Origin of the sequence: Micromonospora eburnea (assembly GCF_900090225.1) — a bacterium.
Lineage (GTDB): Bacteria > Actinomycetota > Actinomycetes > Mycobacteriales > Micromonosporaceae > Micromonospora > Micromonospora eburnea.
The window spans coordinates 1,033,340-1,059,548 of the sequence record NZ_FMHY01000002.1 but is presented as its reverse complement, the minus strand read 5'-3'; the positions used below and the strand labels follow the sequence as shown (position 1 = coordinate 1,059,548).

Annotated in this window: 18 protein-coding genes; 2 read left to right on the top strand and 16 right to left on the bottom strand. The window is 67.1% G+C overall.

Translation table 11 applies throughout. The features are described 5' to 3' along the window. Positions 1-6: 6 nt before the first annotated feature. The 3 genes from GA0070604_RS05145 to GA0070604_RS33320 all read right to left on the bottom strand — a co-directional run bounded on the left by GA0070604_RS05145 (position 7) and on the right by GA0070604_RS33320 (position 2,720). Positions 7-1,005: an acetamidase/formamidase family protein gene (locus GA0070604_RS05145; RefSeq protein WP_091114986.1), complete on the bottom strand. Its 999-nt coding sequence runs from the start codon at positions 1,003-1,005 to the stop codon at positions 7-9. Beyond that, positions 1,002-2,435 carry an APC family permease gene (locus GA0070604_RS05140; protein ID WP_208601974.1) on the bottom strand — a complete coding sequence of 478 codons (1,434 nt, stop codon included), beginning with the start codon at positions 2,433-2,435 and terminating at the stop codon, positions 1,002-1,004. Before GA0070604_RS05140 ends, GA0070604_RS05145 begins: the two co-directional genes overlap by 4 nt. A gap of 114 nt (positions 2,436-2,549) precedes the next feature. After that, positions 2,550-2,720: a hypothetical protein gene (locus GA0070604_RS33320; RefSeq protein ID WP_244161759.1), complete on the bottom strand. Its 171-nt coding sequence runs from the start codon at positions 2,718-2,720 to the stop codon at positions 2,550-2,552. A 530-nt stretch (positions 2,721-3,250) separates the two neighbouring features. On the opposite strand from GA0070604_RS33320, the gene GA0070604_RS05130 reads away from it, so the two are divergent. Both GA0070604_RS05130 and GA0070604_RS05125 read left to right on the top strand, forming a co-directional pair. After that, entirely contained in the window at positions 3,251-6,310 is a 3,060-nt protein-coding gene (locus tag GA0070604_RS05130) for an orotidine 5'-phosphate decarboxylase / HUMPS family protein (RefSeq protein WP_244162157.1), read from the top strand. Then, positions 6,307-6,786 carry a GNAT family N-acetyltransferase gene (locus tag GA0070604_RS05125; protein ID WP_018800493.1) on the top strand — a complete coding sequence of 160 codons (480 nt, stop codon included), beginning with the start codon at positions 6,307-6,309 and terminating at the stop codon, positions 6,784-6,786. The genes GA0070604_RS05130 and GA0070604_RS05125 overlap by 4 nt, the downstream gene beginning before the upstream one ends. A 207-nt stretch (positions 6,787-6,993) precedes the next feature. On the opposite strand, the gene GA0070604_RS05120 is transcribed toward GA0070604_RS05125, so the two are convergent. The 13 genes from GA0070604_RS05120 to GA0070604_RS05065 all read right to left on the bottom strand — a co-directional run bounded on the left by GA0070604_RS05120 (position 6,994) and on the right by GA0070604_RS05065 (position 26,108). After that, positions 6,994-7,278, bottom strand: coding sequence for a hypothetical protein (locus GA0070604_RS05120; protein WP_018800494.1), 285 nt, complete (start codon positions 7,276-7,278; stop codon positions 6,994-6,996). Between the two features lie 488 nt (positions 7,279-7,766). Further along, positions 7,767-8,693: a replication-relaxation family protein gene (locus GA0070604_RS05115; RefSeq protein ID WP_091114979.1), complete on the bottom strand. Its 927-nt coding sequence runs from the start codon at positions 8,691-8,693 to the stop codon at positions 7,767-7,769. A gap of 437 nt (positions 8,694-9,130) precedes the next feature. Further along, on the bottom strand, positions 9,131-9,964 hold the full coding sequence (locus GA0070604_RS05110) for a DUF2637 domain-containing protein (RefSeq protein WP_091114976.1): 834 nt from the start codon (positions 9,962-9,964) through the stop codon (positions 9,131-9,133). A 1,108-nt stretch (positions 9,965-11,072) separates the two neighbouring features. Beyond that, complete coding sequence (locus GA0070604_RS05105; RefSeq protein ID WP_244161757.1) at positions 11,073-14,699, bottom strand: hypothetical protein; 3,627 nt, start codon at positions 14,697-14,699, stop codon at positions 11,073-11,075. A 676-nt stretch (positions 14,700-15,375) separates the two neighbouring features. Then, positions 15,376-16,383, bottom strand: a complete 1,008-nt coding sequence (locus tag GA0070604_RS31640) for a hypothetical protein (RefSeq protein ID WP_141721238.1) — start codon at positions 16,381-16,383, stop codon at positions 15,376-15,378. Continuing rightward, positions 16,380-17,774: a serine/threonine-protein kinase gene (locus GA0070604_RS05100; RefSeq protein WP_018800499.1), complete on the bottom strand. Its 1,395-nt coding sequence runs from the start codon at positions 17,772-17,774 to the stop codon at positions 16,380-16,382. Before GA0070604_RS05100 ends, GA0070604_RS31640 begins: the two co-directional genes overlap by 4 nt. A gap of 12 nt (positions 17,775-17,786) precedes the next feature. After that, entirely contained in the window at positions 17,787-20,912 is a 3,126-nt protein-coding gene (locus tag GA0070604_RS05095) for a coiled-coil domain-containing protein (protein ID WP_244161756.1), read from the bottom strand. Positions 20,913-20,926: 14 nt separating this feature from the next. Next, positions 20,927-21,517 carry a hypothetical protein gene (locus GA0070604_RS05090; protein ID WP_018800500.1) on the bottom strand — a complete coding sequence of 197 codons (591 nt, stop codon included), beginning with the start codon at positions 21,515-21,517 and terminating at the stop codon, positions 20,927-20,929. A gap of 14 nt (positions 21,518-21,531) precedes the next feature. After that, positions 21,532-22,062 carry a hypothetical protein gene (locus tag GA0070604_RS33315; protein ID WP_244161755.1) on the bottom strand — a complete coding sequence of 177 codons (531 nt, stop codon included), beginning with the start codon at positions 22,060-22,062 and terminating at the stop codon, positions 21,532-21,534. 3 nt (positions 22,063-22,065) lie between these two features. Beyond that, on the bottom strand, positions 22,066-23,190 hold the full coding sequence (locus GA0070604_RS05080) for a hypothetical protein (RefSeq protein ID WP_018800503.1): 1,125 nt from the start codon (positions 23,188-23,190) through the stop codon (positions 22,066-22,068). A gap of 358 nt (positions 23,191-23,548) precedes the next feature. Further along, positions 23,549-23,926 carry a hypothetical protein gene (locus tag GA0070604_RS05075; RefSeq protein WP_020217626.1) on the bottom strand — a complete coding sequence of 126 codons (378 nt, stop codon included), beginning with the start codon at positions 23,924-23,926 and terminating at the stop codon, positions 23,549-23,551. Positions 23,927-24,052: 126 nt separating this feature from the next. Next, positions 24,053-25,615, bottom strand: a complete 1,563-nt coding sequence (locus GA0070604_RS05070) for a recombinase family protein (RefSeq protein ID WP_091114967.1) — start codon at positions 25,613-25,615, stop codon at positions 24,053-24,055. A 52-nt stretch (positions 25,616-25,667) separates the two neighbouring features. Further along, a complete protein-coding gene (locus GA0070604_RS05065) occupies positions 25,668-26,108 on the bottom strand; it encodes a SigE family RNA polymerase sigma factor (RefSeq protein WP_091114965.1) in 441 nt (146 codons plus the stop codon). Positions 26,109-26,209 lie beyond the last annotated feature (101 nt).

Here is a 26,209-nt window from a genome sequence, read left to right as displayed (position 1 = left end):
GGCGGGTCACCGGGTCGGCTCGGCGATGTGGCGCAGCCGCTGGTGCACCCCGCCGTAAGGGCTCGCGCCCGCCAGGACGGCTTTGGTGAGGGCGGCGTGCATGGTGTAGAGCGGATCGCAGACGTTGCCGGGTGCGGCGCGGCCGGCCTGGGAGACGAGCTGGTAGGCGTCGAGCAACTCCAGCCCGGTCAGTTGCGCCGTCCAGGTGACCAGGTCGTGCTGGCTGATCCGGTACGCGTCCTCCAAGGGCCGGGCGGCGCCGATCGAGATGACCCGGTGGTCGGTCTCGATGCGCGGCCATGGTGTGGACACGCCTTTGATCAGGTCGACGGCGATGGTGACGTTCATGGCCGTCTCCACCGCCACGCCGCACACCTCGCCCTGGCCTTGGCGGGCGTGGCCGTCGCCGATGGCGAACAACGCACCGGGGACGTTGACGCCGAGGTAGACGGTGACTCCTGGGCGGATCTCCGGGGTGTCCAGGTTGCCGCCGTGAGCGTCGGGCACGATCGTGGAGCGTGCTTCCCCATTGGCCGGAGCGACTCCCACGGTGCCGAGCATCGGCTCCAGGGGCATGAGGACCACGTGGTCGGAGCGGCGGGCGCGGTAGGTGACGGTGTCGGCGGCGGCATCGATGGTGTAACGCCACACCCGCTCCTCGATCGGCGGGTGCAGCATCGCCGTGGTGTGGGTGCCGGTCAGCGCTCCGAAGTGCGGGAAGGTGGCGGACATGCCCCAGTCGCGGGCGGGGGTGATGGTCGCGAAGTGCAAGGCGAGGGTGTCGCCAGGTTCCGCGCCGGCCACGTAGAAGGGGCCGGTGACGGGGTTGAACGCCTGGCACACCTTCGAGGGCAGGTCGTCGACGGTGCGGACAGCGCCGCCGAAGCAGTCCTCGGTGCTGGTGACCAGCAGGCCGCCGGGCTTGATCTCGGCGACCGCCGGGTGGGCGCCGAAGGTGTAACGCAGCTCGTTCTCGCTCGGCGGGTAGGTGACCGTGCTGGTCATACCGACCCCCGTCCGCTCGAGAGGCCGGACAGCTTGGGACGGCGGCCGGCGGCGTACAGACCGGCCAGGGTCAGCAGGCCGAGGGTGAGCCAGACGAAGCCGAGGCGTTGGGCGGCCACGTTGGCGTTGACCACGACGTAGGCGAGGATCGTGAACCCGAGGCCCGGAAGGATCAGGTGGGCGATGTAGTTGCGGCTGCGGCGGCGGACCAGGTAGTGCCAGACGACGGCGAGGTGCAGGACGAGGAACGCGGTCATCGCGCCGAAGTTGATCAGGCTGGACAGCAGCGTGATGCCGTCGGCGCGCCAGTTCATGTAGAGGCCGATCGCCAGTGACACCAGCGCGGTGAGGGTGATGGCGTGGGTGGGCACGCTGTGGCGCACCGAGACCGTGGCCAGGAACTTCGGCAGTTGCCGGTCGCGGGCCATGGCGTACAGCAGCCGCGAGGTGGCGACCTGCGCGACGAGGGAGTTCGCCACGCCCCAGGCGACGGCGGTGGCGACCGCGCACAGGGTGGCGAGCCAGGGTCCACCGGCGAGCCGCGCCGCGTCGTAGAACGCCGTCCCGTCCGGGTCGCCGTTCGCCAGGAGGCCGCCCGGGTCGGGCACCAGCAACGCGGCCATCCAGGTCTGGGTGATGAACAGCAGTCCGGCTACGCCCAGCGCGGCGGCCATGGCCCGGCCGATCTGTCCCGCGCCGCCCTTGTTCTCCTCGGCGAGCATGGAGATGCCGTCGAAGCCGAGGAAGCTGAGCACGGCGATCGATACCGCGCCGAACACCAGCGCCCAGGTGAAGGTGTCAGGGTTGTAGAGCGGCGTCCACGAAAGGCCCTGTCCTTTGCCCTGCGCGAGAGCACGACCGGCTGCGGCAAGGAAGACCACCAGCACGATGACCTCGCCGATGAGCAGCACGCGGGTGATCAGGGCGGTCATCCGGATTCCCCGGTAGTTGACCAGCGTGTTGAGCAGCACGAAGCCGACCAGCCAAGCCCAGACGGGGACCACCGGTACGGTGGAGTGCATCGCCACCGCCGCGATCAGGTAGAGCAGGCTCGGCACCAGCACGTAGTCCAGCAGGATGGCCCAGCCCGCGAGGAAGCCGACGGGTGCGCCGATCCCTCGCCCCGCGTAGTTGTAGACGCTGCCTGCCAGCGGGAACGCCTTGACCATCTGGGCGTACGAGGCGGCGGTGAACACCAGCGCCACCATGCCGACGACGTAGGCCAGCGCGACCATCCCCCCGGCACCCGCGTAGACGGATCCGAAGATGCCCATCGGCGCGATCGGCACCATGAACACCAACCCGTAGAAGAGCAGGTCAGCGAAGCCGAGTGAGCGGCGCAGCTCTGGTCGGTACCCGAACCGCGACGAGTCCGGCGACACCTGCGCCACCCCGATCTCCGGTGGCGGCGCTGTCTGCCTCGTGTACATGGATTTCCTCCCTGTTGGTCATCGATGTCGGCGCCCTCACGGCCGTGAGGGCTGGCCAAGCGACGTCACCGGCTCAGCCGGCAGACGCACAGCCAGGAACTGCTGGATCAGCTGCTAGAGGCGCCAGACGATGGAGAAGTCCTGGGCGCAGCCACCAACCCGTACGGCGACGAACAAGCGGCGGAAGATGCTGCCGAGTTCCTCAGGTGCCGCGTCCGCCACCAACCCCGGCGCTGGCGCCACCACCGACTTCAGGACGAACTGTTCGATGGCCTCGGCATCCACAGGGTCAGCCGACAGCCGCAGGGCCCTCGGTAGGCACGCTGACCGAGCATCCGCACGGGCTGCAACGACGTGCCGCAACCGCGGCACAGCAGCAGCCCCTCAAGGGTGAAGACCTTCGAGACAGGCGGTTCCGGCTGCGCTGGCCGTCCACCGCTAGGGTTGGATCCGGCACGGCGAACGGGGTCGTGCACCATGCCGCTTCGTACGTCAATGGCCACGGGGCACCTCCACCAACACCACTGCTCGCAAAACGCGAGGGCTGTCCACGGCGGTAGAGACTTGGCGAAACTCCCGATCACCCGATCCAGCGCCGTGGTTGTCTGTGCGACCAGCCTGCGGGTCCGGCCTGCTGCGTGACGACGCGTGGACGTTCTAGTGTTGTCCTAGTTTCAGCTCGTCTACGCACGCCGTCGTCTACTACGCTGCCGACTGCGACGAGGACGCTGAGTGCACGGCCTGGGGGATAGCCCGTGGATACGGTACGACGGTGGACCGGCCGCGAGGCGAAAGCATTACGGCTGGCTCTACGGATGAGCGTGCGCGGCTTCGCCGAGCACCTGGGGGTCAATCCGGCGGCCATCTCCAACTGGGAGAAGCGCGGGTCCGCCACCCGCATGCGCTACGAGACCCAGCAGATGCTCGATGTCGATCTGGCACGGTCACCAACCGAGGTCAAGCAGCGGTTCGCCCAGACCCTCAAGGCGTCGGCGACTGCGGAGCCGAGCGCCTCAACCGTGCCTGCCGGCGGCAGCCGGCCCACCAGGCAAGATCTCGGTGCCCGTTCCCAAGAACGGACGGCCGCCGTCCTCGCCGCGCTCGGTGGCCAACAACCCGAGGATCTCGCGTACACGCCCCCGGCCGACATTCAGCGCCTGGTGGCGGACTTCCTCGCCTCGACCGCGCGCGTCTATCTGATCAGCGGCCCCCCTGGCTGCGGCAAGACCAGCTTCACCCGCCACCTGGCGTCGCGGGCGCCCGGTGTGGATGTTCAGTTGCTGACCGCGGACTCGTGGACCGAGGACACCGACCTGGCGCGCGAGATCCTCCGCTACGGATCCCAACCGGCCGGCGAGGATTCCCTGCTGACTCTGGAAGTGGAGAGCCGGGACCTGTCCCGGCCGCTGCTCGTCGTCATCGACAGCCCCCAGTCGCACGCCGTGGTGGACAAGGTCTGCCGTCAGCTCGATGCCACGCTGCGGCAGGTGCTCTCGGGCAACCTGAGATTTCTGCTCGTACTGCGCACACCGCCGGAGATCGAGCTGGCGCCCTACCCCGTCCTGTCGGCAGCGGTCATGCCCGGTCAGGGCCAGGCGCAGACTGCCGAGCCCTCGCTGCGGCTGGACCGCTGGGACGCCCCCACCGCCCGAGAGGTGTGGAACGCGCAGCGGCATGTCGATGAACCGCCGTTCGATGCCCTGCCTCCGAAGATTCGCAACCTGGCCCGCCTGCCGCTGTACATGAGCCTCATCCGAGCGGCCAAGTCGACCGAGCCGCTCGGGCAACCCAACGCCTACCGGCTTGTGGAATTCTGCGTCGCCTCGATCTTGAAGGCGGCGAGCCTGGACGTCGACCGCGCGACGGCGGACCTGACAGCACTCGCCCGCAGGCAGCTCGCTGCGGCGTGGCCGCACCCGCTGCTTCCTGCGATCGAAGCCAACCCACCGGGCGATGTCGGTGAACTCACCGCGTCTCCGATCACGAGACTCGTGCGGTCCGGCCGGTCCGGGGGTCTGACGTTCCATCACGACGTCATCCGTGAGTTTCTCTTCGCCCGGTGGCTCGCCCAGGTCATCGAGGCACACGGACGCTCGACCGTCACCATCGAGTTGCTCAACGACCTCGCTGCTCGCACGAGCGCATCGGGCGACCTACGGGGCGTCCTGGAATTCCTGTTGCAGGGCTTGGACGCGACGTCGCCGGAGCTGCTGGCCGCCGTCGCCCAGTCACCGTCGATCAGCATCACCGAAACGCTGCCCCTGATGCTCGAACTCACCGGTGAGAGCCCGGCGTTCACCACCGCCGAGGTGCTGCGCGTGTGCGCCTCCCGGTGCCTGCACGACAATGGCCTACCGCTGGCCAGAGCCCTCCTGCACACCAACGCAGCCGCGACGGCACTGGGTGCGGAGTACCCGCGATGGATGCTGCGGGTGCTGCGCCGCTTCGGCCCGGCAGTCTGGTCTGACATCGTGGCGTGCGTCGAGACGCAGCTGCCCCTCGCGGCCGTTCACGACTTCGTCCGCCTTGCGCAGCTCGACACCGTAGAGGACGCGGTGTTCCTCGCCCGACACTTCTACGTCTTCCTCACCGCCGACGACGGCACTTCCCAGGAGCTGAAGACTCTCCTGGCCCATCCCGACTGGCGAGCCCGCGCCGCTCTCGCCGAGGGGATCCGCGCGGGCCACGCGATCCCCCAGCAGACGGTGGTCTCGATCATGGAGGCGTTGACGGCGGACCGCGACTACAAAGTCCGCGCCGCCGCCGCCGAAACCGCGGGCCAGTCGACCGCACCTGGTCTGGAACACCTCCTGGCCACGCTCCTCGACGACCGCAACTGGCATGTCCGCGAACGTCTCCTCCGAGGACTGTCCCTCAGAGTTGGGGACGAAGACTCGGCCGCCGACCTTGTCATCCGGAGCCAGGACGCATGGCGCAACGGCCCTCGAAACGTGCGAGTCGCCGCCCAGCGACTCCTGCTGAAGTGCGGAAGAAAACCCCTGCAGGACGAGGACTCCTCCCGCAGTGCCCTGTTCGGCCTGCTCCGAGAGATCCGTACCGGTGCTCTGCGGCTGCCCACGAACGTCCAGTCGGCGCTGATCTGCCAGGGCCTCGCCTCGGCCGACTGGCTCGTACGCGCCGAAGCCAACCTGCTTGACCACCGTGGCACCGCCACAAGCGCAGCCGGAGGCATCAGTAAAGAAGCCTTCCGGCGCCTCCGAGACAGACGGGCACTTCAGGTTGCACTCGACGTCCGCGACGTCGACCACTCGATCGCCGTCGCCCAAGCCGCAGCCAGCGCGGGTGTGCAATTCATCGAGATCGGCGACCCGCTCATCAAGAGCGTCGGCGTCCAGGCCATCAGCGCGGTCAAGCAGCGAACTCCCGATGCGTGGGTCGTGGCCGAGATGATGTCCGCCGACTGGGGACGCGACCAGGTGGTCCTCGCCGCCGAGGCCGGAGCCGACGTCGTACTGCTCATCGGACCCGCCAGCATCGCCAGCGTGTCCGCGGCAGCCGAAGCGAGCAGGCGCTTGGGCATCCCCATCATGATCGACGTGCCCGAGGGCCGACTGGTCCAGGGCTGGGTCCAGGACATGGAACGCGCGGGAGTCGACGGCTTCGCCATCACCACGAACATCGACTTGGGCGTGGCCGGCTTTCACCCCCTCGACCAGGCGCAGCTCATCAGGTCTTGGACGAAGCTGCCGGTCGCGGTCTCCGGCGGCTTCGAACCCGCCGACGTCGAAGCCAGCCGACGACGCTCCTGGGACATCCTCGTCGTCGGTCGCGGAGTTACCGACTCCCTGGACCCTGCCGTCGCCGCGCGGGACCTCGCCGCCTCAATCGAACTCACCGAAGGACACCACCAGTGATCATTACCCCGCTCACGGTTGACCGGATTCCCGACCTCGAAAAGCTCCTGGGGTTGGGAGAGCCGTACATCAGGCTGCGGGGCTCATCGGACTACTGGCTGTACGCCACGCTGTTCGCCGACACCTGCCCACTCGCCATCATCGACGGACATGTCGCCGGAAGCGTGATCGCCTTTCGAAGCCAGGTCGACCCCTCGGAGATCTACCTTCAAGACGTGATGACGCACCCCGGCCACCGCCGTGAGGGGATCACTCGGGCGCTCGTAGACGAAATCCACCGGCAGGGCTTTGTTTGGGGATGCCGCCGCCTCTTCCTCACCTCCGAACCCGACAACTACGCCGCCCACAGAACGTGGCTCGCTCTGGGCTTCAGCAACGTTGCCGGTGACACGACCGAGGCTGGCGTGGCCGTAATCCACGACTACAAGGGGCCAGGAAAGCACCGCGCCGTATACGAGCGCCAGATCAACGGCTAGCGACAGGGGCCGCCCAGGTGCCGAACCCGGGGTGCCTCCTTGCCCCAGACGTAGGAGATCGCGGAACATCGCCGTATCCCACCATCGGAAGAGGGCGACAGACGGTGGGCAGTGCAGCAGCGAACGCCGTAGCGATGCAGTACGCACCCGATCGTTAGCGTACGGATGAAGCGGGCCGCGCCCGCTCCAATGAGGAGCAGGCGCAGGTCACGCGGCGCGTGGCGGTGCGGGCTTGTGCAGGCGGAGCAGGCGAGCGAGCGTGGCGGCTTGGTCGACGGTGGGGAGGCCGGCTTCGGCGGCCAGGGCTTGGATCTCGGTCTCAGTGGCGGGGTCGGTCAGGTAGCGGGCCATCGACAGCGTCCCCGGCAGGACGGAGCACTCGGTGTCGGGGGGTGCGGTCGGGGCCTCGCCGCCGGTTGTCCGCGTGGGCGCGGTCGGCGGCGACGGGTGTGGTGTGTTCGCGCGTGATCGCTGGTCACGGCGTGTGGCCATGTCCCTCCCAGGACGGCTCGTGGCGTGAGGGTGAGGTGTGGGGCCATGGCATCTCCTCTCTCGGTTGGCAGGCAGCACAGAAGATCGATTGCCGGAACTCGTCAGCCGGAGGCGCGCGGCGGTTCGACGCGGTCGCCGGTCGGGTGGCTTCGGCTGCGGCGAACAGCGGGTGGAGGGCCGCGGACGGTACCTCCGGTGGCCACGGAAGTGAAGGCGTTCGCCACTCATAGCGACTCACAGCGGCGTGCCGTCGGGTGTGGGTACTCGGACGGGCGTGGGTCTGTCGCCGAACTGCGCTGCTGACAGACTCTGACGGGTCTCGTCCGACGCGGGCGGTCCGCTCTCGTCGCCCTCGGTGCGCGCCCACACGCAAAGAACGTCTCCCGCCCCGGCGGGGTTGGCGGGTGTGGGTAGGTCCGGCGGTGTGTGGGGCGTTCAGGGCGGCCGTACGCGCCGCCTGTCCCGCCTGACCTCATGAGACGGCCCGCTCATTTGGCGGGGGGCTGCTCGTGGGCGGGGTATTCGTCGTCGTGGTGGGTGTCGGTGTAGGGCAGGTCGATGAGGCGGTGCCGGCCCGCGCGGCCGGGCACCTGCCAGATCTGGCGGGCGGGGCTGGCGGCGAGGGCGGTGCGTAGCTCGGCGCTGGTGGTGGCGATGACCGTTGTCGGGTCGGAGACGGCGGCGAGGCGGTGATGCAGGTTCGCCTCACGGCGGGCCGAGGGGAGATGGAACAGCACCGGCCATGCCCAGGTGCTCATCATGTACAGCCGCTCGTACTTGATGACCTTGTCGATGAGGACCCGCAGGTTTTCGCCGCTGGTGTCGTACTCGAGGAAGAACGGCACGGACCGTCTGTCCTCGGTCCACACCCCGGCGCCGTCCGGACGGGGGAAGCCGGTCGCTCCGGCGATGATGATCTGCGGATCGCCGCCGGAGCGGTACAGGGAGCCGGGTTCGTGGTAGGCCGACGCGGGCTGCCAGCGGACCAGCTCGGTGTCGGGGTGGGTGCGGGCGTGGGCGGCGAGGTCGATGAAGACCTGGTTGGCACCGAGCAGGTGCGGCAGGTCCGGCCGGGACGTCAATGACTGTTTGCGGCGGCGGGCCTGGTCGCGGCGGCCTCGTGGGAGTCCGCGTTGGGCGTGGACGTGGTCGTAGCCGAGCTGGTCCAGGACGTAGTGGTAGGGGTGAGAGCCGCCGTCGGCCTTGTTGGGTCGGAACCGGTCGACCGCCCGCAGGGCGGTGAGGCGGCGCAGCCGGCGTTGGGTGAAGTCCAGGGATGGGAACAGGGCGGCGGCGATCTGGTCGGTGGTGAGCACGCCGTGGTCGTAGAGCCAACCGAGGAGCCGGTCATCGCGGGCGGTGATGCTGGCCTGCAGGCGAAGCAGCGGATCCGCTGCCGGTAGGTGTTTACCCACGGGCAGCCCCTGGGGGGAGACCCGAGACTGGAGGGTCTGTCTGGAGCGGTCCCAGGCTGCGGACAGCGGCGCTGACCTGGGCTGTGAGCGGCCGTGAGGGGTCGGGTTGGGGGTCTGTATCAAGACGGACGGTAGAACGGAGGTCGGCACTGACTGCTGAACCGCCGGGCACAACGGCTGCCGGGCGACGGGTTCGTGCAAGCTGGTGTGAGTCCGGCCGGCGATACCGGCGGAGGTCGTCGGTTGGGGTCGTCATCGTTGCTGCTCCGAGGTCGAGGATGTAGGTGGGTTTGTGGTGCGTGTCCGCCCGCTGCGGCGAGTGGGAACGCACTGACAGGTCTGGTCAGGTGGTGTCAGCTGCCGAGTCTCCTGGCAGACGTGGATGCGGGTCTGACAGCGGCGGCTCGACCTGACACAAGCCGTGGGTCGAAGCTCTGTCACGCGGCCTCCCGCGGTGACAGATCCCGTTCGGGCGGTGTGGTCTCGGCGCGCAGGACGCGCACGAGCGCGGAGGCGGTGGCGTTGGACAGCTGGTGCCCGTCCGCGCGTAGCTGGTGGGCGAGGGCCTTGCGGGACAGCGGTGTCCCTTCGGTGGTGAGGGTGTGGGCGGCGGTCCGGGCGGCCGGGACCAGCGCGGCGACCTCCGGACCGCCCTCGTCGGTCGACGCCTCGTGGTCCGGGCGGTCCGGGACCGCCGGAGGTTGGTCCGTGACGGCGGGGACCGCCGTCGGCGAGTCCGGGACCGCGGTGGCGGCGGCGGGGACCGGTGCTGTGGTGTCCGGGACCGACGCGTCGACGGCGGGCGGCGGTCCGGGCTTCGTCCGTTCGGCGTGAGCGGTCTGGTTGGGCGGATGGGCTTCGGCGCGGCCGAGTGCGATCTTCACCATCGCCAGGAAGCCCAGCGCCGGCAGGGCGGCGGCGATCCAGCCGATCACCGAGGCTTCCGCCTCCACGACCTGCGCGGCCAGCGACAGCGACACCGCCACCACTAGCACCGCCGCGGGGAAGACGACGCTCTTGCCCAGGCGTCGCTTGCGGCGCAGCTCCAGACCGGCAGCGATCGACATCAACTCCAGGACGACGGCGTCGGCCCAGGCCAGCCAGCCCGGCTGCCCGTGTCCGGCGGCGACATCGTGCACGTGCGTGAACGACGCCGCGCCGGCCGCCCCGCCGATTAACAACATGATCGCCACCTGGACGCGGTCCTCCCACCGCTCCCGCCCCGAGGCCGGACGGGCAAGTGAGCGGGCGGTTCGCCGGTCAGTCGCCAACGGCCCACCACCTGGGTACAGGCGGGGCGTGTACGGCCGCGTTCGGCGTTGTCGTCTGGAGGCGGACCGCAGCGGCAGCCGCCTCCGTGTAGTTGTTGTGTGAGGTCACGTTCTGCTCCCGAAAGAAGTGGTTGAAGGGTGTGCTTTCAGGTGGTTAGGGGTCCATCCCGGGCCGCGCCTGCCCGGCTTCCGGTCAGTTCCCGGGCAGGCGCGACCCAGCCGGGTGACGCCCGGCCGGGCGGATCCCTCGCAGGTACAGGGAACGACAGACATCACTATGGTCAAGTCAACGAGCACGCCAGACCCGCGCAGGGGCAGGCAGCAGGCCAGCAGGCGTCGCCACAACCCGCACAGCGGGCTGTGGTCAACACGCACGGACACAGGGCAGACGGCCTAGCCGAGCCACAGAGGATCAAGACTCACCACCGGCAGCGCCACAGGAGCGCTCAGGTGGTGCGGCGGCTCAACTCGCCGACGAACGGTCCTTCATGTGGGTGCCTCCCATCTCTGCACGCCCCTTACAGCGTTGGTACGAACAACGGCAGGCACCCCGCTGTGGGGTGCCTGCCCGCTGCATGTGTGGCCGACCGCGCCGGTCGGCGCTGCGGGAACGTGTTTCCATTACGCCCCGGAAACCCGATGGAGTCAACCCCCGATCTGCAACGGATCAGCCACCGAGTCTTGCCAACCGTCCGGCCAAGTGCTAAAGGTCCGCCTGCGTCCCTCGATGTGCCTGCACGTCCACTCCGCGCGGGCAGAAGATTCTTTCCAAGTCGTTCACATACTGAGACGGGCGACTCCGAGTGTGGGCGTGGTCGGTGGGGTAAGCGGCGCTTGCCGGGGAAATGTCAGCGTCTGGCCGCGTTGCGGAGGCCTTGGCTTGCCAGGAGCGGGGACGGTGAGCAGGACCGGTGTGGTGGCGCCGTGTTGGGTGCTGAGGTCGGCGACAAAGCCGCCCAGCCAGCCGAGCGCGTCCAGTGACCCTTGGGGAGTGCGCCGGAGAAGGCCGGGCGGTGTCGGGTCCGGCGCTGTTCCAGGTCGGTGGCGGCGGCCCAACTGACGCAGTCCAACTTGTCCCAGCGGTGCCTGGGAGCGCACTCGGCTTAGCTTAGCCGTGGTAGCCAGTGCGGGGCAGACTCATAGCCGACAGGACGCCTGGTAGCGGCTCCGGGCAGGTGAACGCCACCTTCGGTTCGGCGGCGAAGGCAGCGGCCACCGGGCTCGGCGTCACGATCAGGGGTATGACCTGCCAAGGTCTGGAGTCGTCGTTGATGCCGAGCATGCCTAGCACCGGGCCGAGCTGCTGGCGGACGTCGTGGGTCTTCGTCAGCAGCTTGCCGATGTACGAGCGTTCGGGCGTCTTGAAGCGGAACCGCCCAGGAGGTGCCGTCTCCGGGGTCACGCCGTGATAGTCGGTGATCTCGTAGAGGATCTGGTTAAGGCCGAACGGCACCTGCGCGTGCTTGGCCTCGATGACCCACAGCCGGGCACGATGCGGATCGGCCAGAAGCAAATCAATCTCTCCGGAGAGGCGTATGCCCATTCTCGCCGCCGGCTTCTCCTTCAGCCCGCGCCTGCAGTGGGTGAACCCGTGATCGCGCACGACTTCTTCAAGGTAGATCTCGAACGCATCCTGTCCGGCTTGTTGCCAGGCTTCATAGGCCGCCGTGACAGCTGGCGGGAGGCTGTGAGGTGGCCAGGGCAGCCGGCCATCAGTTGCGTAGTTGGCGAAGATCTGCTGCGTTGCGGCGATCCGGCGGGGCAGCAGCAGGATCTGGCCGTGACCGGCTTTTGATGGCGACGCGAGCAGCGGCCGGGTTGCGAGTCGGCCGCTGCGCCGTTCCAGTTCCCAGTACGACAGCCCCTCCTCCGCCAGCCGCGCGGGCGTCAAGGTGAGCAGATCGACGGCGGCGGCCACTGCGGCAGCATCGAGTCCAGCCCAGTCTTTTACTTCATGGATCAGCTCGTCACGATTTATGTCGATGACCTCACCGGTCACCGTGGTGACGGACCAGGATGCGGCGACCATCATGACGGCCTTGATTTCGTCGATGCCGGTGTGCAGGTGCTCGCGCATGGCTTGGTCGGCCGCCAGAGCGGCTTCGACCACGGGCCGCTCGTACCAAGGACGTTGCGGATCGGCCAGTACGGCGCCGAGGACAGTGGCCCACGTCCGCGGGGCACCCTCATCAGCATCGAAGGCGAGGCAGGCATCGGCGCCCAAGTGGGCGGCGTAGTGAAGCTGCTTCGCGTCACGGTGCTGGTGAATGGCCAACCGCGCCTCGTGGTAGGCAAGTGTGTCGATTCGAGAGGAGATTACGCTGGTGCGGCAGACACCGGTGTCGGCTAGGTCCACCGCAATCCGGTCGAGGCCGACGGTGTTGGCCGTGGCGCGGCCGGACAGTTCCAGGCACAGGGCCGCTTCCAGGAGCAGCCGCTCCCAGTCGCGGTGGTCCAGCAGCGCGGTACCGCGTGGTGGCGCGTGCAGCATCGCCTCGATGACGAGGTCGGCGGCTCGGCAGGTGATGGTGTCCTCAATCGGGTCGCCGTCGGCGTCGGTCGGGTCCCAACCGGCGACCTCTCGTGCGGTGCGCTGGGCCTGCAGCCGTGACCGCTCGGCCCAAACCCGTTCAACTTCCCGAGCGACGACGGCGAGTGCTGCGGTGGGCTCGAACTGAGCGAGGTCGTCGAGCAGCACCTCCAACGCGGTGGGACACACGGTCGTCATGAGGAGCTGGCTCGCCTCGGCGCCGGTGACCCGCTGAGCGGGCACGGCGGCCGTCACGAGGGCCTGGGCCAGACGCCGTTCGGCACGGTGTCGGGCCCGGACGCTCACCCGCGAGCCTGGGCCCCCAGGCGGGGCGAAGACGACGTCGTGGCGGTGACCGACTCGGATCGTCGGGGACAGTTCTCGCCACGCGTGAGTGAATGCTTGGGCTGCTTCGATCGCCTGCGGTGCGCCGGCGAGCAGGGCTTGCCCGTCGACGACGCCCGGCTCGACCTCCATGGCCGACGCGGTGATCGCGATCCGGGCCGCGATTGCGTCAGCGAGGGCGCTTCCGACGAGGTTTTGGACGTCCTGTGTGCTCAGCGGCGCGAACCGTGTCCGGTCGTAGGCGATCAAGAAGGCGTGTGGCGCGATCCCGGCGAACCAGACCGGCTCCTTGGTCTGTGACTTCCGCGTGGTCACCAGCTCGACGAGCGTGGCGTCGTCGTCGCTGGTGGCGGTCTGCCACGCGGCCCATCCGGCCTGAGTCGCCGCGGGGCTGCCGGGCTCGGCCGCCCGGTCGGACAGCTGCGTGACGCCGTCGCGGATCGCCTCGGCGACCGTGAAGGCCAGTCCTGGGTCGAAGTCCTCGCCGGTGCCGGGATCCGTGTCGATCGCGAGGGCGGGTGCGGCGTTGATCAGAACATGTTGGGTGGGCTGGAGGCAGCTCACGGTGGCAACACCGTCTCGAACCGGCGAGCGTAGCGGCCACTCGTTCAACGCCGGTAGGTTCAGCCGCTCGAGTACGTCGTTGACGCCGTCGGCCTGCGCGGCGTCGTGCCATTCGAGCGTGCAGTCCCGCGGTGCTACCACCAGGCCGCCCACCTCGTTGCCGCCCGGGTACAACAGCCCCATCTCGCCGAACGCAGTCCACAGGTCCCGCAGCTCGAACGCTTCGACCACACGTACGCCGGGCAGCTCGGCCAGCTCATCGAGAAAGGCCCAGAACTCTTCCGGGTCCTCACCGGACTGCGCCACGAGATCGCACCACTCATCCACCGTCATCGTGACGACGCCCCGGCGACGCAACCGCGGCTGCGCCCACGGTCCCGCGATGAGCGTGACCCGCCGTATCTCGACGTCGGAGCGAATCGCGCAGGTTCCCGCTGGCGTCGTGGCCCCGGCGGCGAACGGCAGAGCGTTTGGCGGCGCCATCCTGGGATCGTCGCCGGCAGCGAAGGGAGGAAGCCGCAGGATGCTGCTCGGCCGCAGCCGACGAAGTTGCTTCTGCCCGCGGTCGACCGCACGCGACAGCGCCTTCGGGTCGATGTCGGCAACGACCTGAACGGCGACTAGGTGCCGGCCACCCGGCGCGACGACTGCCGTGATCTCCGAGCCGGCGTCCGTGACCGCGCCGGTGAAGACATGCGCCGGGAGGCCGCGCAGGCTCATCACGACCTTTTCGGTGGCGATCGCAAGAAGGTGGCTCGCTGGATCAGACGCACCGTCGACCTTCGGAGATGTGCGACGGCGGCTGGTCGGCTTGAGGCTCGCCGTTGCCTGTTTGACCAGCGCCATGGTCGAAGCGGCCAAGCTGTCCATGACCACTGCGCCGGGAGCGGGCGCGACCTGGCCGTTGTGCCGGACGAACAAGGCCCCGCGCAGCAGCCAGCCATGTTGAGCCGCGATGTCGGCTGCCTCACGCGTGCACCATGCAAAGGCGGCGACCAGGCGCTGACGGCGACCGGATTCCAGCGACTCGTCACCGGCAATCTGCAGCGGCACCGGCGAGCCTGTGTCGTTGGCGTGGTCTGCCCATTCAGCGAGTAGCTGCTGGGCGGCCTGCGCCTCCGCTCTGCTCACCCGCGCGGGGTCGGCGGGATCGGTGGGGCGCTGACCGGTCCAGTGCGGCCCAAGCGCCAGCCGCTCCACCTCCATGATCCGCATTGCCAGCTCGGCCACGTCGGCCAAGCCGAACCCGAGTGCGCCGACCAGCAGCGGATCGATGCATTCGGCGTACTCAAGCACGGTGGGAATCAGGTCCTGCGGACGGCTGAGCAGGCCGGGATGTACTGGGCGGCGACGTCCGCCAATCCTCGTCCGGACGATCAAGCGGGGGTCACACGGAATCCAGTCATCCCCGACCGTCACCCCGGGTACCTCAGCGCGAAGCGTGTTAATCCACCGAGAAAGATTCGCCGGAGTACAAGGCCGCTCTCCGCGCGGTGGGAACGCGTACGACTGCGCCAGCAACTCGGCAAGGACAGGAAGGTGATGGACCGCGGTGGGCGACGAGCAGGCAGCGTGCAGCAACGCCCGGACGGCGCCGGCCTCGAAGCCGGCCAGGATCTGACGGCCGACCACGCTCGGGTCTGCTGGCGTGACCGACGGACGCCAGTCTCGCGTCCACGGCCTCCCCTGTTGGCTAAAGTCGATCAATTTGTGGCTCGCAGAGTTAAGGACACCGGACGCTGGGAGGCTAGCCGCTGGGAGTGTGGTGCGGCTGCCGTGGACGCGTGTCGTACCCGCGCTTGCCGACCAAGGGTGTGCCGGGACACCTCATGGTCCTCACGACGAGCGCCGCCTGTCACCTATGGCTTAGGCGATCCAGAACGCCGCGGATACTACCGAGGACGTTCGACCGAGCCGTGAGGATTGCATCCGCAGAATGCGAAGACGTCGGCGCTCCGGGTCCAGGGTCCGCTCAGCCTCGCAGAATTCTTGCGGTGTCTGCGCCGTCGAGAATCATGAACCGGCGCGGACGGCGCGAATCATGAGCATGAGCCTCCATCATGCTAATCACCGCAGTGGTTATCTCCCGATAATGTTGGAGCACAAGCACGTCGGCCGGCTCACTGAATAGTCGAACAATCTGGTCTCCGCGGCTGCCCAGAGTTCTGACGGTCATCGGTCCTCGAGACCCTGGCCCCTTAAACAGCCATGCAGTAGATACCTGGACACCTCGAACGAACATCGTACTAGTGTAGAGGTCGGATCTCTCGCCGCCCCAATCTTTGGGAACGTACGGTTCACCAAGAAGTACCGCTATGGAGTTCTTGACAACTTCTTCTGGCGTTTGTTCGAGTTTCTGCAGATCGGATGACGTACAGGGCTCCGCGAAGTTGATGTGCCGAAACTGGTCTACTTCACTTGGGTAGACACGGCGCGGAGAACTGATTCCGAATAGAGCGGACTCGTCGTCCTCGACGTAGGAGCGGATGCCGACGAACACCGGCCTCAGATGCACCATGGTTCTGTCGCGCGCGGTCACGGTTCCGATGATGTACGCGTGCTTGCGGCCGGTTACGTTTCCCGCTGATGAATCAGCCGCCAGCCGGGCCGCGTTGAATGTTCCACGGATCGTGGTCTCGGCATCGGTGTTGAGTCTTGCTGTGAAATCGATCGGCATGTCGCCCGGGCAGTCTCGCTCCTTGGCCCGGCGGAAGTCGAATTCTTGCTCGATACCCACGACCTGGCCCAGCTGCACGCCATCGGCGTGGATGGCATTTTGTAGTTCCCCGATTCCGAGCTGTGGCAGAGCCTCGCCTAGTGCTGTCGCTAAGGAATGAGGTGTCGACCAGTCATCGGTTGATCGTTGGCGGTGATCGAATATACGCTGTGAGCCCAGGATTCCCATGACTTGTTCGCGGTGGAGGAAGAACGGCTCCAGCGCAACGCGGGTTGCCGCCGACTGCGGGCTTTCGGCGCTCACCAGACACGCTCCACTAGGTGTAGGAGTTCGTCGACTGTTGCAGGTCTGCGCGCGGCGTGGAACTGCGTGGCTGCCTGCACGATTTCTCTCCATCGTGTGTCGTCGGGAAGTAGTGGGATGTTAGGCAGCGGCTGTCGTCCGGTGATGACCGCTCCGATGATCTGGCCGATGCTGTAAATGTCCGTTTGAGGCCCGACGTCGTGGGCATCGTGCGAAGACTCCGGGGCCGCGTAGCCTTCCGTGCCGTACAGACTGCCCGTATGTGTGCGTCCCGGTGTGCTTGTCAGGCCGCGCGGGCGTCTGCCGATTCCCCAGTCTGCGATCGCCCAGTGGCCGTTGACCATGAGAAGGTTCTCGGGCTTGAGATCTCGGTGGATCCACCCCGCCTCATGCGGCTCGCGAAGTCCGTCGATGATCGCCCGAATCAGCAGGCGTAGGTGGTCTGGATTCCTCAGCTGTGTCGCGTGGTCCTTGGCCGTTGCCTCCGCGATCGGCATGACGAACCAGTCACCGTCGCGGCTAGCGTCTAGCACCGGGACGATGTTGCGATGGGCGCCGAATCGTGTGGTGGCTTCGATTTCTCGGCGCATACGGGCAACGGAGTCGTCGTTTCGGGCTTTAAGCCTCTTGATGGCGACGGGGACCTTCGTGACTTTGTGGGTGGCCCTGACCACGACCGCCTGGCCGCCGCGTGCAAGCTCGCTGTCGGGGCGGTAGTCCCGCTGTTCGCCTCGTGCGAGCAGGTGAACCAACTGGTGCCCTCTGGTGAGCCGATGCAGCGGTCCGCTGTTCGTCATTTGGCGGATGGTGCTGTCAGGATTCAGAAGCGAGCGACCAACGGTGAGGAGGTGTCCGAGGGTGGACAGGTCGTGACTGTCCGGGTCTGCCAGCAGATCGGTGATCGGGTGGGCGGCCAAGGTGGCTGTCAGTTGACGCGCCTCATCGTGCATCGTTTTTCGTTGCAGAGTTCTGTCTTGTTTGTCACGTTCGACGTAGGCGGAGACGTCGTCGGCCAGTTTCCATTGGACAAGACGTCCGTGTTCCGCGCCGAGGCGGGCCGGAGGTTCGGCCTCGAAGGAGATCAAGCCGTCCAAACACCACTGGTAGGTCAGCTGCATCGTCTGGTCCTTGAGACGGTTGACGATGCTGGTCGCCTTGCGCGACCGCTCTCGGAGCAGCCATACGCGCGTCGGGTCGGGGATCTTGTTGAGTGCTGCCTGCCACTGTTCGATGGCCGGCTCGACGGCTGGGCGGATATGGACACGGATGAGCGTGTGCTTCGTCGCACCGCCGGCGCGTTCGGTGATTCGGTAGACCGGGAAGGCTGCAAGCTGTCGGGGTAGGCCGGCGATCTCTTGTGGCTGCGTCGCGATTACCGTGGTCTGACTCATGCTCCGCATCGCTCACTTCAGATATGGGGCGAAGTGCTTTACCAGTTCTGGCTCGTCGGGCCCGTGCACGACGGCGGGACGGGCGTTGAGCACGTCGTTGCTACCTAGCCGCAGGAGCTTGACGAGGCTAGCCGTATGCGGGGCGACGAGGTGGGCGTAGACATCCTGGCAGGCCAAGACGACGGTGAGGCCGTACCGGGCGGCGACATGTTCAAGGATTCCAGCCAAGCGGCGCAGGTTGCTGCCGTCCAGGTTGTTGCCTGACTCGTCGACGACGACCATCCGGCCCTGGGGTTGGGTCGCGGAGACCATGGATGAGACGGCGAGCAGGGTGTGCAGGATGATGAGTTCTGCCGTGTTTGGTGACGCGCTGTAGTCGACCGTCTCCCCGGCTGGTAGAACCCATTCCGGACGAACTTCCCACTTGAGCGGCAGATCGGGGTTCCCGAGATCGACGTACGTGAAGCGGAGGGCCACACGATCACGTCCGGCGACGCTGAGTAGCAGGTTGAGCTGCTCTTCCGCGCTCTTGAACGCATCTGTGATCAATCGAATTTGAAGTTCTCGTTGGCTGACCAGCCACAGGCGGGTTTCTTCGGTTAGTTTCTCGCGAGCCTCGATGCTCTTCTCGCGGTCCCTCTGCCGAACTCGGATGTCCTGCTCGTCGGCGGTGTCGTTTTCTCCGTACCAGTTCAGCCACTCCCTCAACGGCGTCGTTACGGCGTCGAACGGCCTACTGGCCTCTGCGGCAGTCTTGTGCTCCGCGCACCACGCGTGCATGCGGTTGATTTCCGCGTTCAACTCTGCGACATGTCCGTCGTACGAGCCGAAGTCCGGCGCCTCCTCCGCTGGCGGTTCTTGCTGTCGGCTGGCGGCCGGATGCGTCACAACGCATTCGATAGCTCGCCGCAACGAGGAGCATGCGTCGTGCAGCCTGGCGTCGCGAGTGCGCTCGTCTGCCTCGACGCCCGTGGTATCGAAGCCTTCAGCGGCCGCTGCGGCGTCGACGATTCCGGCATGCTGCCGCCATTGGCGGGCGGTCTCGGCTTGCTTGCTGGCCCGGTCACGCGCCGCGGCCAGGCCCAGCCTCCTTAAGGCGAGATTGTCGTCGCCGTCGGTCTTCAGTTTCGTGATGGCGGTGACGAGACCGGCCCTACGTTCGGCATGTTCGTCATGAGCTCGTTTCGACTCGGCTTCCACTTGACGTGCGTCGTTCTCGTCCTTCTCCGCCACCGGGATCGCTTTGGTGAGCTGCAACAGCCTTTCGTCGACTTGGTCTTTTTCCTCCATGACTGCGGTGAGCCGCACCACTGCACGGGCGCCCTCAACGACGCGTTCGGCTGTCTGCCTGCGTTTGGTGGCCGCCTGCCCCTCCTTTGTGGCGGCTTCCCACTCCTTGCGACGTTCGTCGACACGGTCCTCCGCCGCCCGGATGGCAGCACGACGATCTGTCAGGGGAATCTCGAACCCGCCCCAAATATGCAAGCCGAGCCGCTCGTCGAACACGGCAACCGACGTCTTCTCCTGCATACGCGCGGCGAGCGTGCCCAGCAGCGCGTCGAGCGGGCCACCGTCACCCGGCGACACCATCTGGAAACCATCGAGATCCTGCTCCAGCATGAGCGCAGGGATACCCGGATGCTGTTCAAGTACCTGGCGAGCTCGGTCCGCGGTTTCCGTGCAGGTGGCGGAGATGACCACCGCGTGTGCGAACGGACTCAGCCGCGCCTCCCACACCGCCCGCCGAGTGTCGTCCAATGTGATGAGATCGACGAGGCGCCGGGCGTCAATGCCTTCGTCTTCGAGAGCGGCCAGAACCATGCCGGACTCACCGTGTCTGCCTGCCCGGATCTGATCGAGCTCCTGCCGGGCAGCTTTCAGCTGTTGCTCCTGCAGGACCGCGCCGGCGACGGCCTTGGTTTCACGCTCCTTGGCGTCCTGCAGCTGCTGGTCGGCCTCGGCGACCGTGAGACCCAAAGCGTGCGCCGCCTTCGCCTCCAGCTCGCCATGCTCAGTGGCCAATTGTCGCTGCCGCAGTTCCTTCTCGCCCTGCTCCTTCGTCAGTTTCTCCAGCTGAGCGTGGGCGCGCTCGCGGAGACCGCGGTCGTGGGCGTGTTGTCGGGCGAGCTGGTCGATGGACGGCAGTTCCCGTAGTTCGCGCTCCTTGACTTCGACCTCGGCCTCCATCTGGAGAATCGCCGATTCAAGTTGGCCCACGGCCGCGCGCAGGTCGGCCTCTCGCCTACGCTCCAGGACGCTGCCGATGCCGAGGAATTCCTGCCAGTGCGTTGCCGCTACGTCCATGTGGGCACGCGCCCGCTTTCGTGATTCGATGTCTGCGAGCTGCTGGCGCTCCTTGACCTTGAGGTCGGCGTCGTCACGCTTCATCCTCGTCAGAAACAGCTCTTCGGCGGCGACTTCTTGGCGGGACTTGCGCTCCTCGATGACGGCTTGTTGGTGTCCGGACAGGGCGATGATGTGGTTGGCCAGATCGGCTGGGCGGAACTGCTGCTGGCCGAGTGCCAGTATTCCAGTGTCTTGGTTGTCTTCGCTGCCGCGTGCACGAATGTAGGCCAGGCATCGCGGCGAGGACCCGAATAGGACGTCTGCGTAGTTCTTTGGGCCTAGTTGTTCGCCACCGCGCATGTTTTCCCAGATCGCGTCGGCGGCCAGCACGCGATCGGACTCGGTCTGCCCTTCTGCCAGGAGCACGCCGTCGCCCCATCGCACCTGCACATATCGCGAGTCGTGACGCTGGATACGCATCATAACGGTGATCGCATCAGATGGGCGGCGGCCGTGTAGGTAAACACCGATCAGATATCCGCGGAGGGCATCGGGATAACTGGTGTCGCTGACCTTCGCGCGTTTGCGATCGAACAGCAGGCGCGCCGCGTATGGCCCAACACCCGCCTCGCCTCGCCACTGTGGATCTCCGTTGAGCAGCGTCAACGCTGCCAGCAGCACGGTCTTGCCGACGCCGTTGGACCCGGACCCAGGGCCCCGGCCAGTAATCAACCAAATGCCACCGTAAGGAAGTAGGAACACAGAGCTGGGATGGCGGCCGACTCGGATCATCTGAAAGGCGCGCAGGCTGCGGTTGCCGATGAGGCCGAGATCTGCGGTCTCGATGGGCAACTTGGGAGTGAACACTAGTCGTCAGCCTCCGATTGCGGCTGCTGTGCTCTGTCCTGCCGTATCTGCCGAGCCCAAAGACTGTTGGGCCGGCACAGCAGTACCAGGTTTTCATCCAGTCGACGTCGTTGCGAGACAGACAGCCGACGCAGGGCGAGCCCGGGACGTTTGGCGTGGTCGATGAGTTCGTGCGATTGAAGTGTGCGTAGACAGTCGCCGAGCTCCGCCGCTGTGACGATATCCCGGCCATCTGGCCCTTCGTGGGCGTCGAGTTGGGCACTCAACGGGATGGTCTGTTCACCGAGTAGTGTGCCGAGTATGTGGCTGTGTAGGTAGATCATGCTGAGGACAGCGAGATCCTTCGTCTGCAGTTCCCCGCGATGGGCGGCGACGGTCGGGGCCACCTCGTCCGACCAGCCGCTGAGGTACCCGCCGGGCTTGCCGTCGTGCTCGCTCACATCAACGAGCTCACGTCCGATCGCCCGCAGGCGATGCTCGACCATCGTTCGCAAGTGGCTGTCGGCGAGCGCGTACCACTCCTGCGGCCGAAGGGGTGCGCTGGCTGCTTCCAACGCTCGGACCGTCTCCAGGACGATCGGGTCATCCACCGATGTATCCACCGTCATGCGGTCCGTTCCTCCCAGCCCGGGTACTCATGCAGTTTCTGGACGGCTGCGCCCACGGTGTCGCGGGTCTGGGTATCCCAGGTAAGGGCGACCGGTCCCAGGGTCAGCTCGTCACCAGACAGGTGCAGCAGGCCAGCACGTGTCAGCACCTCTATCGCTGTGCCCACGACCCCCGCCGACGACTTTCCCGTCAGCCATTCGAGTACGGCTGCAATCTCCGCGAGGGACGTGGTGGCCTGCCCACGGCGGCCGTCGGACAGCAATGCCAGGCCGACAATAAGAACCTTGGTAGTTCCCATGGTGAGCTGTCGTCGCGCGATCCGGGGTTGGCTTCCGACTCCCGGATCGTGGCCAGCCCAGCCGAGGACCAAGAGCGCACCGCCATGGGGACTCTCGACCGCATGCACCCGTCGACCTGCAGCTTCTGCGGCTCGCTCCATCTCCGCTACGGGCTGGCCTTCGGCGTCGCGTACGCCGCGCTGCCGCAGCAGCGCCAGTTGTAGTTGCACGGGCAACGTATTGTTCACTGCTCACCCTCCGCCACCCGGCGCCGGGGATACAACGGCCACGCGGCGTAGGATGATCTTGGTTGCGAGGCGCGTCGACGGGCCATCGTCAAGAGTGGCGATCATATGATCGTATTCGAGGTCGTAGCCCAGCTCTAGGCCAGCCAAGGCGGACAGTTGCGTGATGGCCACGGCCGGAACCGGCCAAGGGCGGCTCAGAAGAAACTCCGTCAGATCCATCTCGTCACGCCCGTCGAGTAGCTGTTCAGCGAGATCACGGAGGTTGTCCTCGAAGAACGGCTCGCCGACTTCGACGGCATCGTCCGATGCCTCTGGCACGCGTTCGTCGTCTTCGACGAACGTCAGATCGCTGACCGCCTTCATGACTCTCGCGGGATCGATCCAGTACGGAGACTCGTCGAAGGCGATGCCATCCCAAAGGACGGCGAGGTCGCCCAACGAGGCTTTCTTGAGGACTTCATGTACCTCGTCGCTGCGGATCCAGAGCCGGACAGAGCCTCGAACCACTTTCAACGCCTGAAGCAGCCGCACTTGCTGCCGCACATACCGGCTGGCTGCCGCCTGAAGCTGCTTGAGCGCATCATTGAGCTGCGACTCGAATCCTCGGTTGACGGCCTTGCTGGTCTGCCTGACGCGCGCCCGGATTTGTTCGTCATCGACGTCAATGGCGTGCTCCATCATTGCCTTGACGTCCCGCTCTTCAATGATCTGCCGTAGCCCGTTCGCATAGGCCGACAGCATGCGGCTGAGATCGTTCAGATCAGCCCGAACATCCGCAGCGGTTGCGCCGGGTGCCGAAGCCCGGGTCTCCGTCCGGTTCATCATCTCCAACAGCGCCCTGTGCCGAGACATCGTCGAGATCCACGGGATCAACGCGATGGCCAGCCAGCCCGACAGACCCAGACGCACATCCTGCTCATGGAGCCGGTCGCTCTTCTTCGCGACCGCTCCACCCAGCATCAAGGCGTTGAGGCGACGAGCCAAGAGGTCACGCGGGAACCGATCGGCCAGGTGCTCGAACACACGTCGAGTCGGAACACCACGTCCATCCGGATCCAGGTCGATGAGGGACCGGCACAACTCGACCGCGGCGTCAATATCCTCATCGGAGGAGTCGAACGCGCCCACCTCACGAAGCAGCGGCCCCAGGGCTGCCGCGGCATGTCTAGCCCGCTTGCTGCGGAACTGGTGCGCGGATCGAGGGAGTGGGGCCGTAGTTCCCCGATCCGACGAGCCAAGGCTCGGATCTCGGTCCATCTCCGGCTGGGTCACCTACCGAAGGTACCGAAGCCCAAACTTTTCGTCACGTCACGCGTTGTCATCCACCGAGCGATAGTGGCTAGGCCCAGGGCGACAGGTCCAGCAGGTCGGATGATCGAGGAGGGCTCGCTTAGCTGATGACCTGGTCACGCTGGCCGGATCTCGCCAACGATGCCACACCGGATGTGCCGCGGCGGCGTTTTCCGTCAACGGAGACCTGGGCCTGTCACGCCACCGCGCGCCCTGAATCCGACCGGCGCGGCAGCGCCTCCGGACGGCTGGTCGGACGTGTCACCCCGATCGGCGAGCGTGCGGTGAACCAGCCGGCGAAACTGCGCTTGGATGGGCCGGCCACGGCGGTGCGGCCCCGATGAGGTAGCGGGGGCGGCGCTGTCGCTCGCGGTGCGCGCGCGGCGGTCATCGCGCGGCGGGCGGCGCGAGCGGCGGCGCACATGCCGCGCTGCCCGTGACATTGGAGGTTGCGGCAGTCGCCGCGCTCGTTGGGCTGGTGGGCGGAGGCGACGTCAAAGGCCAGCCGCCACAGCAGCGCATCGGTGACATCGTTGGGCAGCATGGCCAGGGTGCTGAGTCGTTCACGGGGCACAGCCGAACACCTTCCGTCGACGGATCACGCCGCCCGACCCGTGGCGGGCGGCGGACACCATCGACGCTCGACTCATCCCGCAGGTCAAGTCGCCCTCCACGGCCCCTAGCTCAGCATTCGCCGAGTTCAGGCCGCTTGCTGGTCCTGCGGGCCGAACTTCCACCGCCAGTCCAGGCGGTGGCGGCCGAAGGTGCGGCGTTCACCCTTGAACCCGGCGCGCAGGAGTTTGATGTCGGCGACGAGTCGAATGATCTCCCGCTTGACCGCGATGTCATCGCCGAGTTCCTGCCACGCCTGCACCGCCTCGTCACCGATGCGCCCGCGCAGCACGGCCGGGATCCCGGCGTCGGCCGCGCGTTGCTCGTGCTCGGCGATCTGGGCGAGGAGGCCCTTCTCGGCGCGTGCGTAGGCAATCGCGGTAACCTCGCCCTCCTCCCCGAGCTTGCGCCAGTCCTCCAACTCCCCGCGCAGCCGTTGGGCTTCGGCGCGGGCGTGGGCGACTTCCTCGTCGGTGGCGCTGGCGGCGGTGAGGATGTCGTACACGTCGGGGCGCGACAGCCACGCCACCACCGTGCGCTGCACGTACTCGTCCAAGTACTCGGCCTTCACGGCGGCGCACCGCTTGTGCAGACAGGAGTACACCTGCCCGGTCCAGCCGTGCCGGTTCACCTTCTGCGACGACAACGGCCCGTCACACACGCCACAGCGCACCAGGTACGACAGCAAATGCACCGCACGAGCGGGCCGGGTCGTCGTCCGGGACGGGTCGCCCAGCATCCGCACCACCGACCAGTACGTCTCCTCCTCTACCAGGGCGGGCCAGATGCCGTCGCCGACGATCTCGCCTCGGAGCACCCGCTTGCCGATGTAGGCCGGGTTCATCACCTGCTTGCGCAGGATGCCGCGCCGCCAGAGTCCGCCCTCGGAGGCGGGGATGCCGAGTCGGTTGAGTTCGGCCTCGACCGCGATCAGCGGCATGCCTTCGGAGACCTTGCGGAAGTTGTCTCGCACCACCTGGGCCCGCGAGTACTGCGTCACCGTCCCGTCGGTCGCCACGGCCGTGCGGATCTCGGTGTCCGGCTCCTGACGAAGCAGGGCACGGGTGCGCTGGTCGTAAATCCGCCGGTACCCGTAGGTGACCTTCCCGTGCGGGCGGCCCGCTTCGGCGGCGCCGACGATGCCGCGCAGCACGTTGTCGCGGATCGAGTCGGCCATCCACTCGGCCTGCACGGCCTGGAAGCCGAGCATCATCCGGTCGTTCTTGTCCCGCAGGTCATACAGCACGCCGCCGACGAGCCAGAAGTTGAGACCGACCTCGTGGCACATGTCGCGGATCTTTACGAACACCGCGAGGTCGCGTTCCTTGCGGGAGATTTCCCAGACCACGAGCACGTCGCCCTTGCCCGCGCGGATCTGCTCGATCAGCAACTCGAACTGCTCGCGCTCCTTCGTGGCACGGCGGCTGGCCGAGCGGTGGTTGTCGGTGAAGGACCCCGCGTCCGTCCAGGACCGCTTCGTGATCTCCGCCAGGTTGAGTACGCCCTGGTCGTGGACGCTCTTGCCCTGCTCCTTCTTGTCCTGGCTGGCGCGCTGATACCGCAGCGCCCGCACATCCGCGCCACCAGCCGACAACGCGTCCTTGCTGTCGAACCGGCCCCGATTCCCCGACCGGGCCTTACGCCGTACCATCAGACCATTCCCCTAGATCGACGTTCGTGGTTGGCAACATCGACCCTAGTATCTAACGATCCTTGACGGTGCCGGCCGAGCAGCCCAGGATCCGCGCCGCCTCGTCCACCGGCAGGTCGTGCAGGAACCGCAGGACCAGGACGGCCCGCTGACGCGGCGGCACCTTCGCCAGCGCGTCCCGCAGCACCGTCCGCTCCTCGGTGCCCCGGTCCTCGGTCCGGCGGACGTCCGGCGGCGCGGCGAAGAGCCGGATCCGCCACCAGCCCTTGCGTTGGCTGTCCAGGAAGAGCCGCACCAGGATCGTTCTGACGTACGCGTCGAGCTGCTCGGCCCGAGACGCCCGCGACCAGCGCTCGAAGAGCCGTACCGCCGTCTCCTGCACCAGATCGTCGGCCTGGTCACTGTCTCCGCACAGCGAGTACGCCAGCCGGTGCAGCATCGGTAGCCGTGCACTGACGTACTCGATGTATTCCTGTTCCGATGCGTCGGGCATCCGGTTACCTCCATCGGTTCCCCCCTACAGACGGCCGCCGCTCGGAAACGGTTGTACGCCGCTGCCCGGTCCGTGCCGGCTGCCCTCGGTCACCAGACGCC

What these genes read in the sequence shown, in the direction of transcription:
- GA0070604_RS05145 (WP_091114986.1), bottom strand. Translation starts at nt 1,005, where the DNA reads ATGACCAGCACGGTCACCTACCCGCCGAGCGAGAACGAGCTGCGTTAC.
- GA0070604_RS05140 (WP_208601974.1), bottom strand. Translation starts at nt 2,435, where the DNA reads ATGTACACGAGGCAGACAGCGCCGCCACCGGAGATCGGGGTGGCGCAG.
- GA0070604_RS05130 (WP_244162157.1), top strand. Translation starts at nt 3,251, where the DNA reads ATGAGCGTGCGCGGCTTCGCCGAGCACCTGGGGGTCAATCCGGCGGCC.
- GA0070604_RS05120 (WP_018800494.1), bottom strand. Translation starts at nt 7,278, where the DNA reads ATGGCCACACGCCGTGACCAGCGATCACGCGCGAACACACCACACCCG.
- GA0070604_RS05100 (WP_018800499.1), bottom strand. Translation starts at nt 17,774, where the DNA reads ATGAGTCAGACCACGGTAATCGCGACGCAGCCACAAGAGATCGCCGGC.
- GA0070604_RS05070 (WP_091114967.1), bottom strand. Translation starts at nt 25,615, where the DNA reads ATGGTACGGCGTAAGGCCCGGTCGGGGAATCGGGGCCGGTTCGACAGC.
- GA0070604_RS05065 (WP_091114965.1), bottom strand. Translation starts at nt 26,108, where the DNA reads ATGCCCGACGCATCGGAACAGGAATACATCGAGTACGTCAGTGCACGG.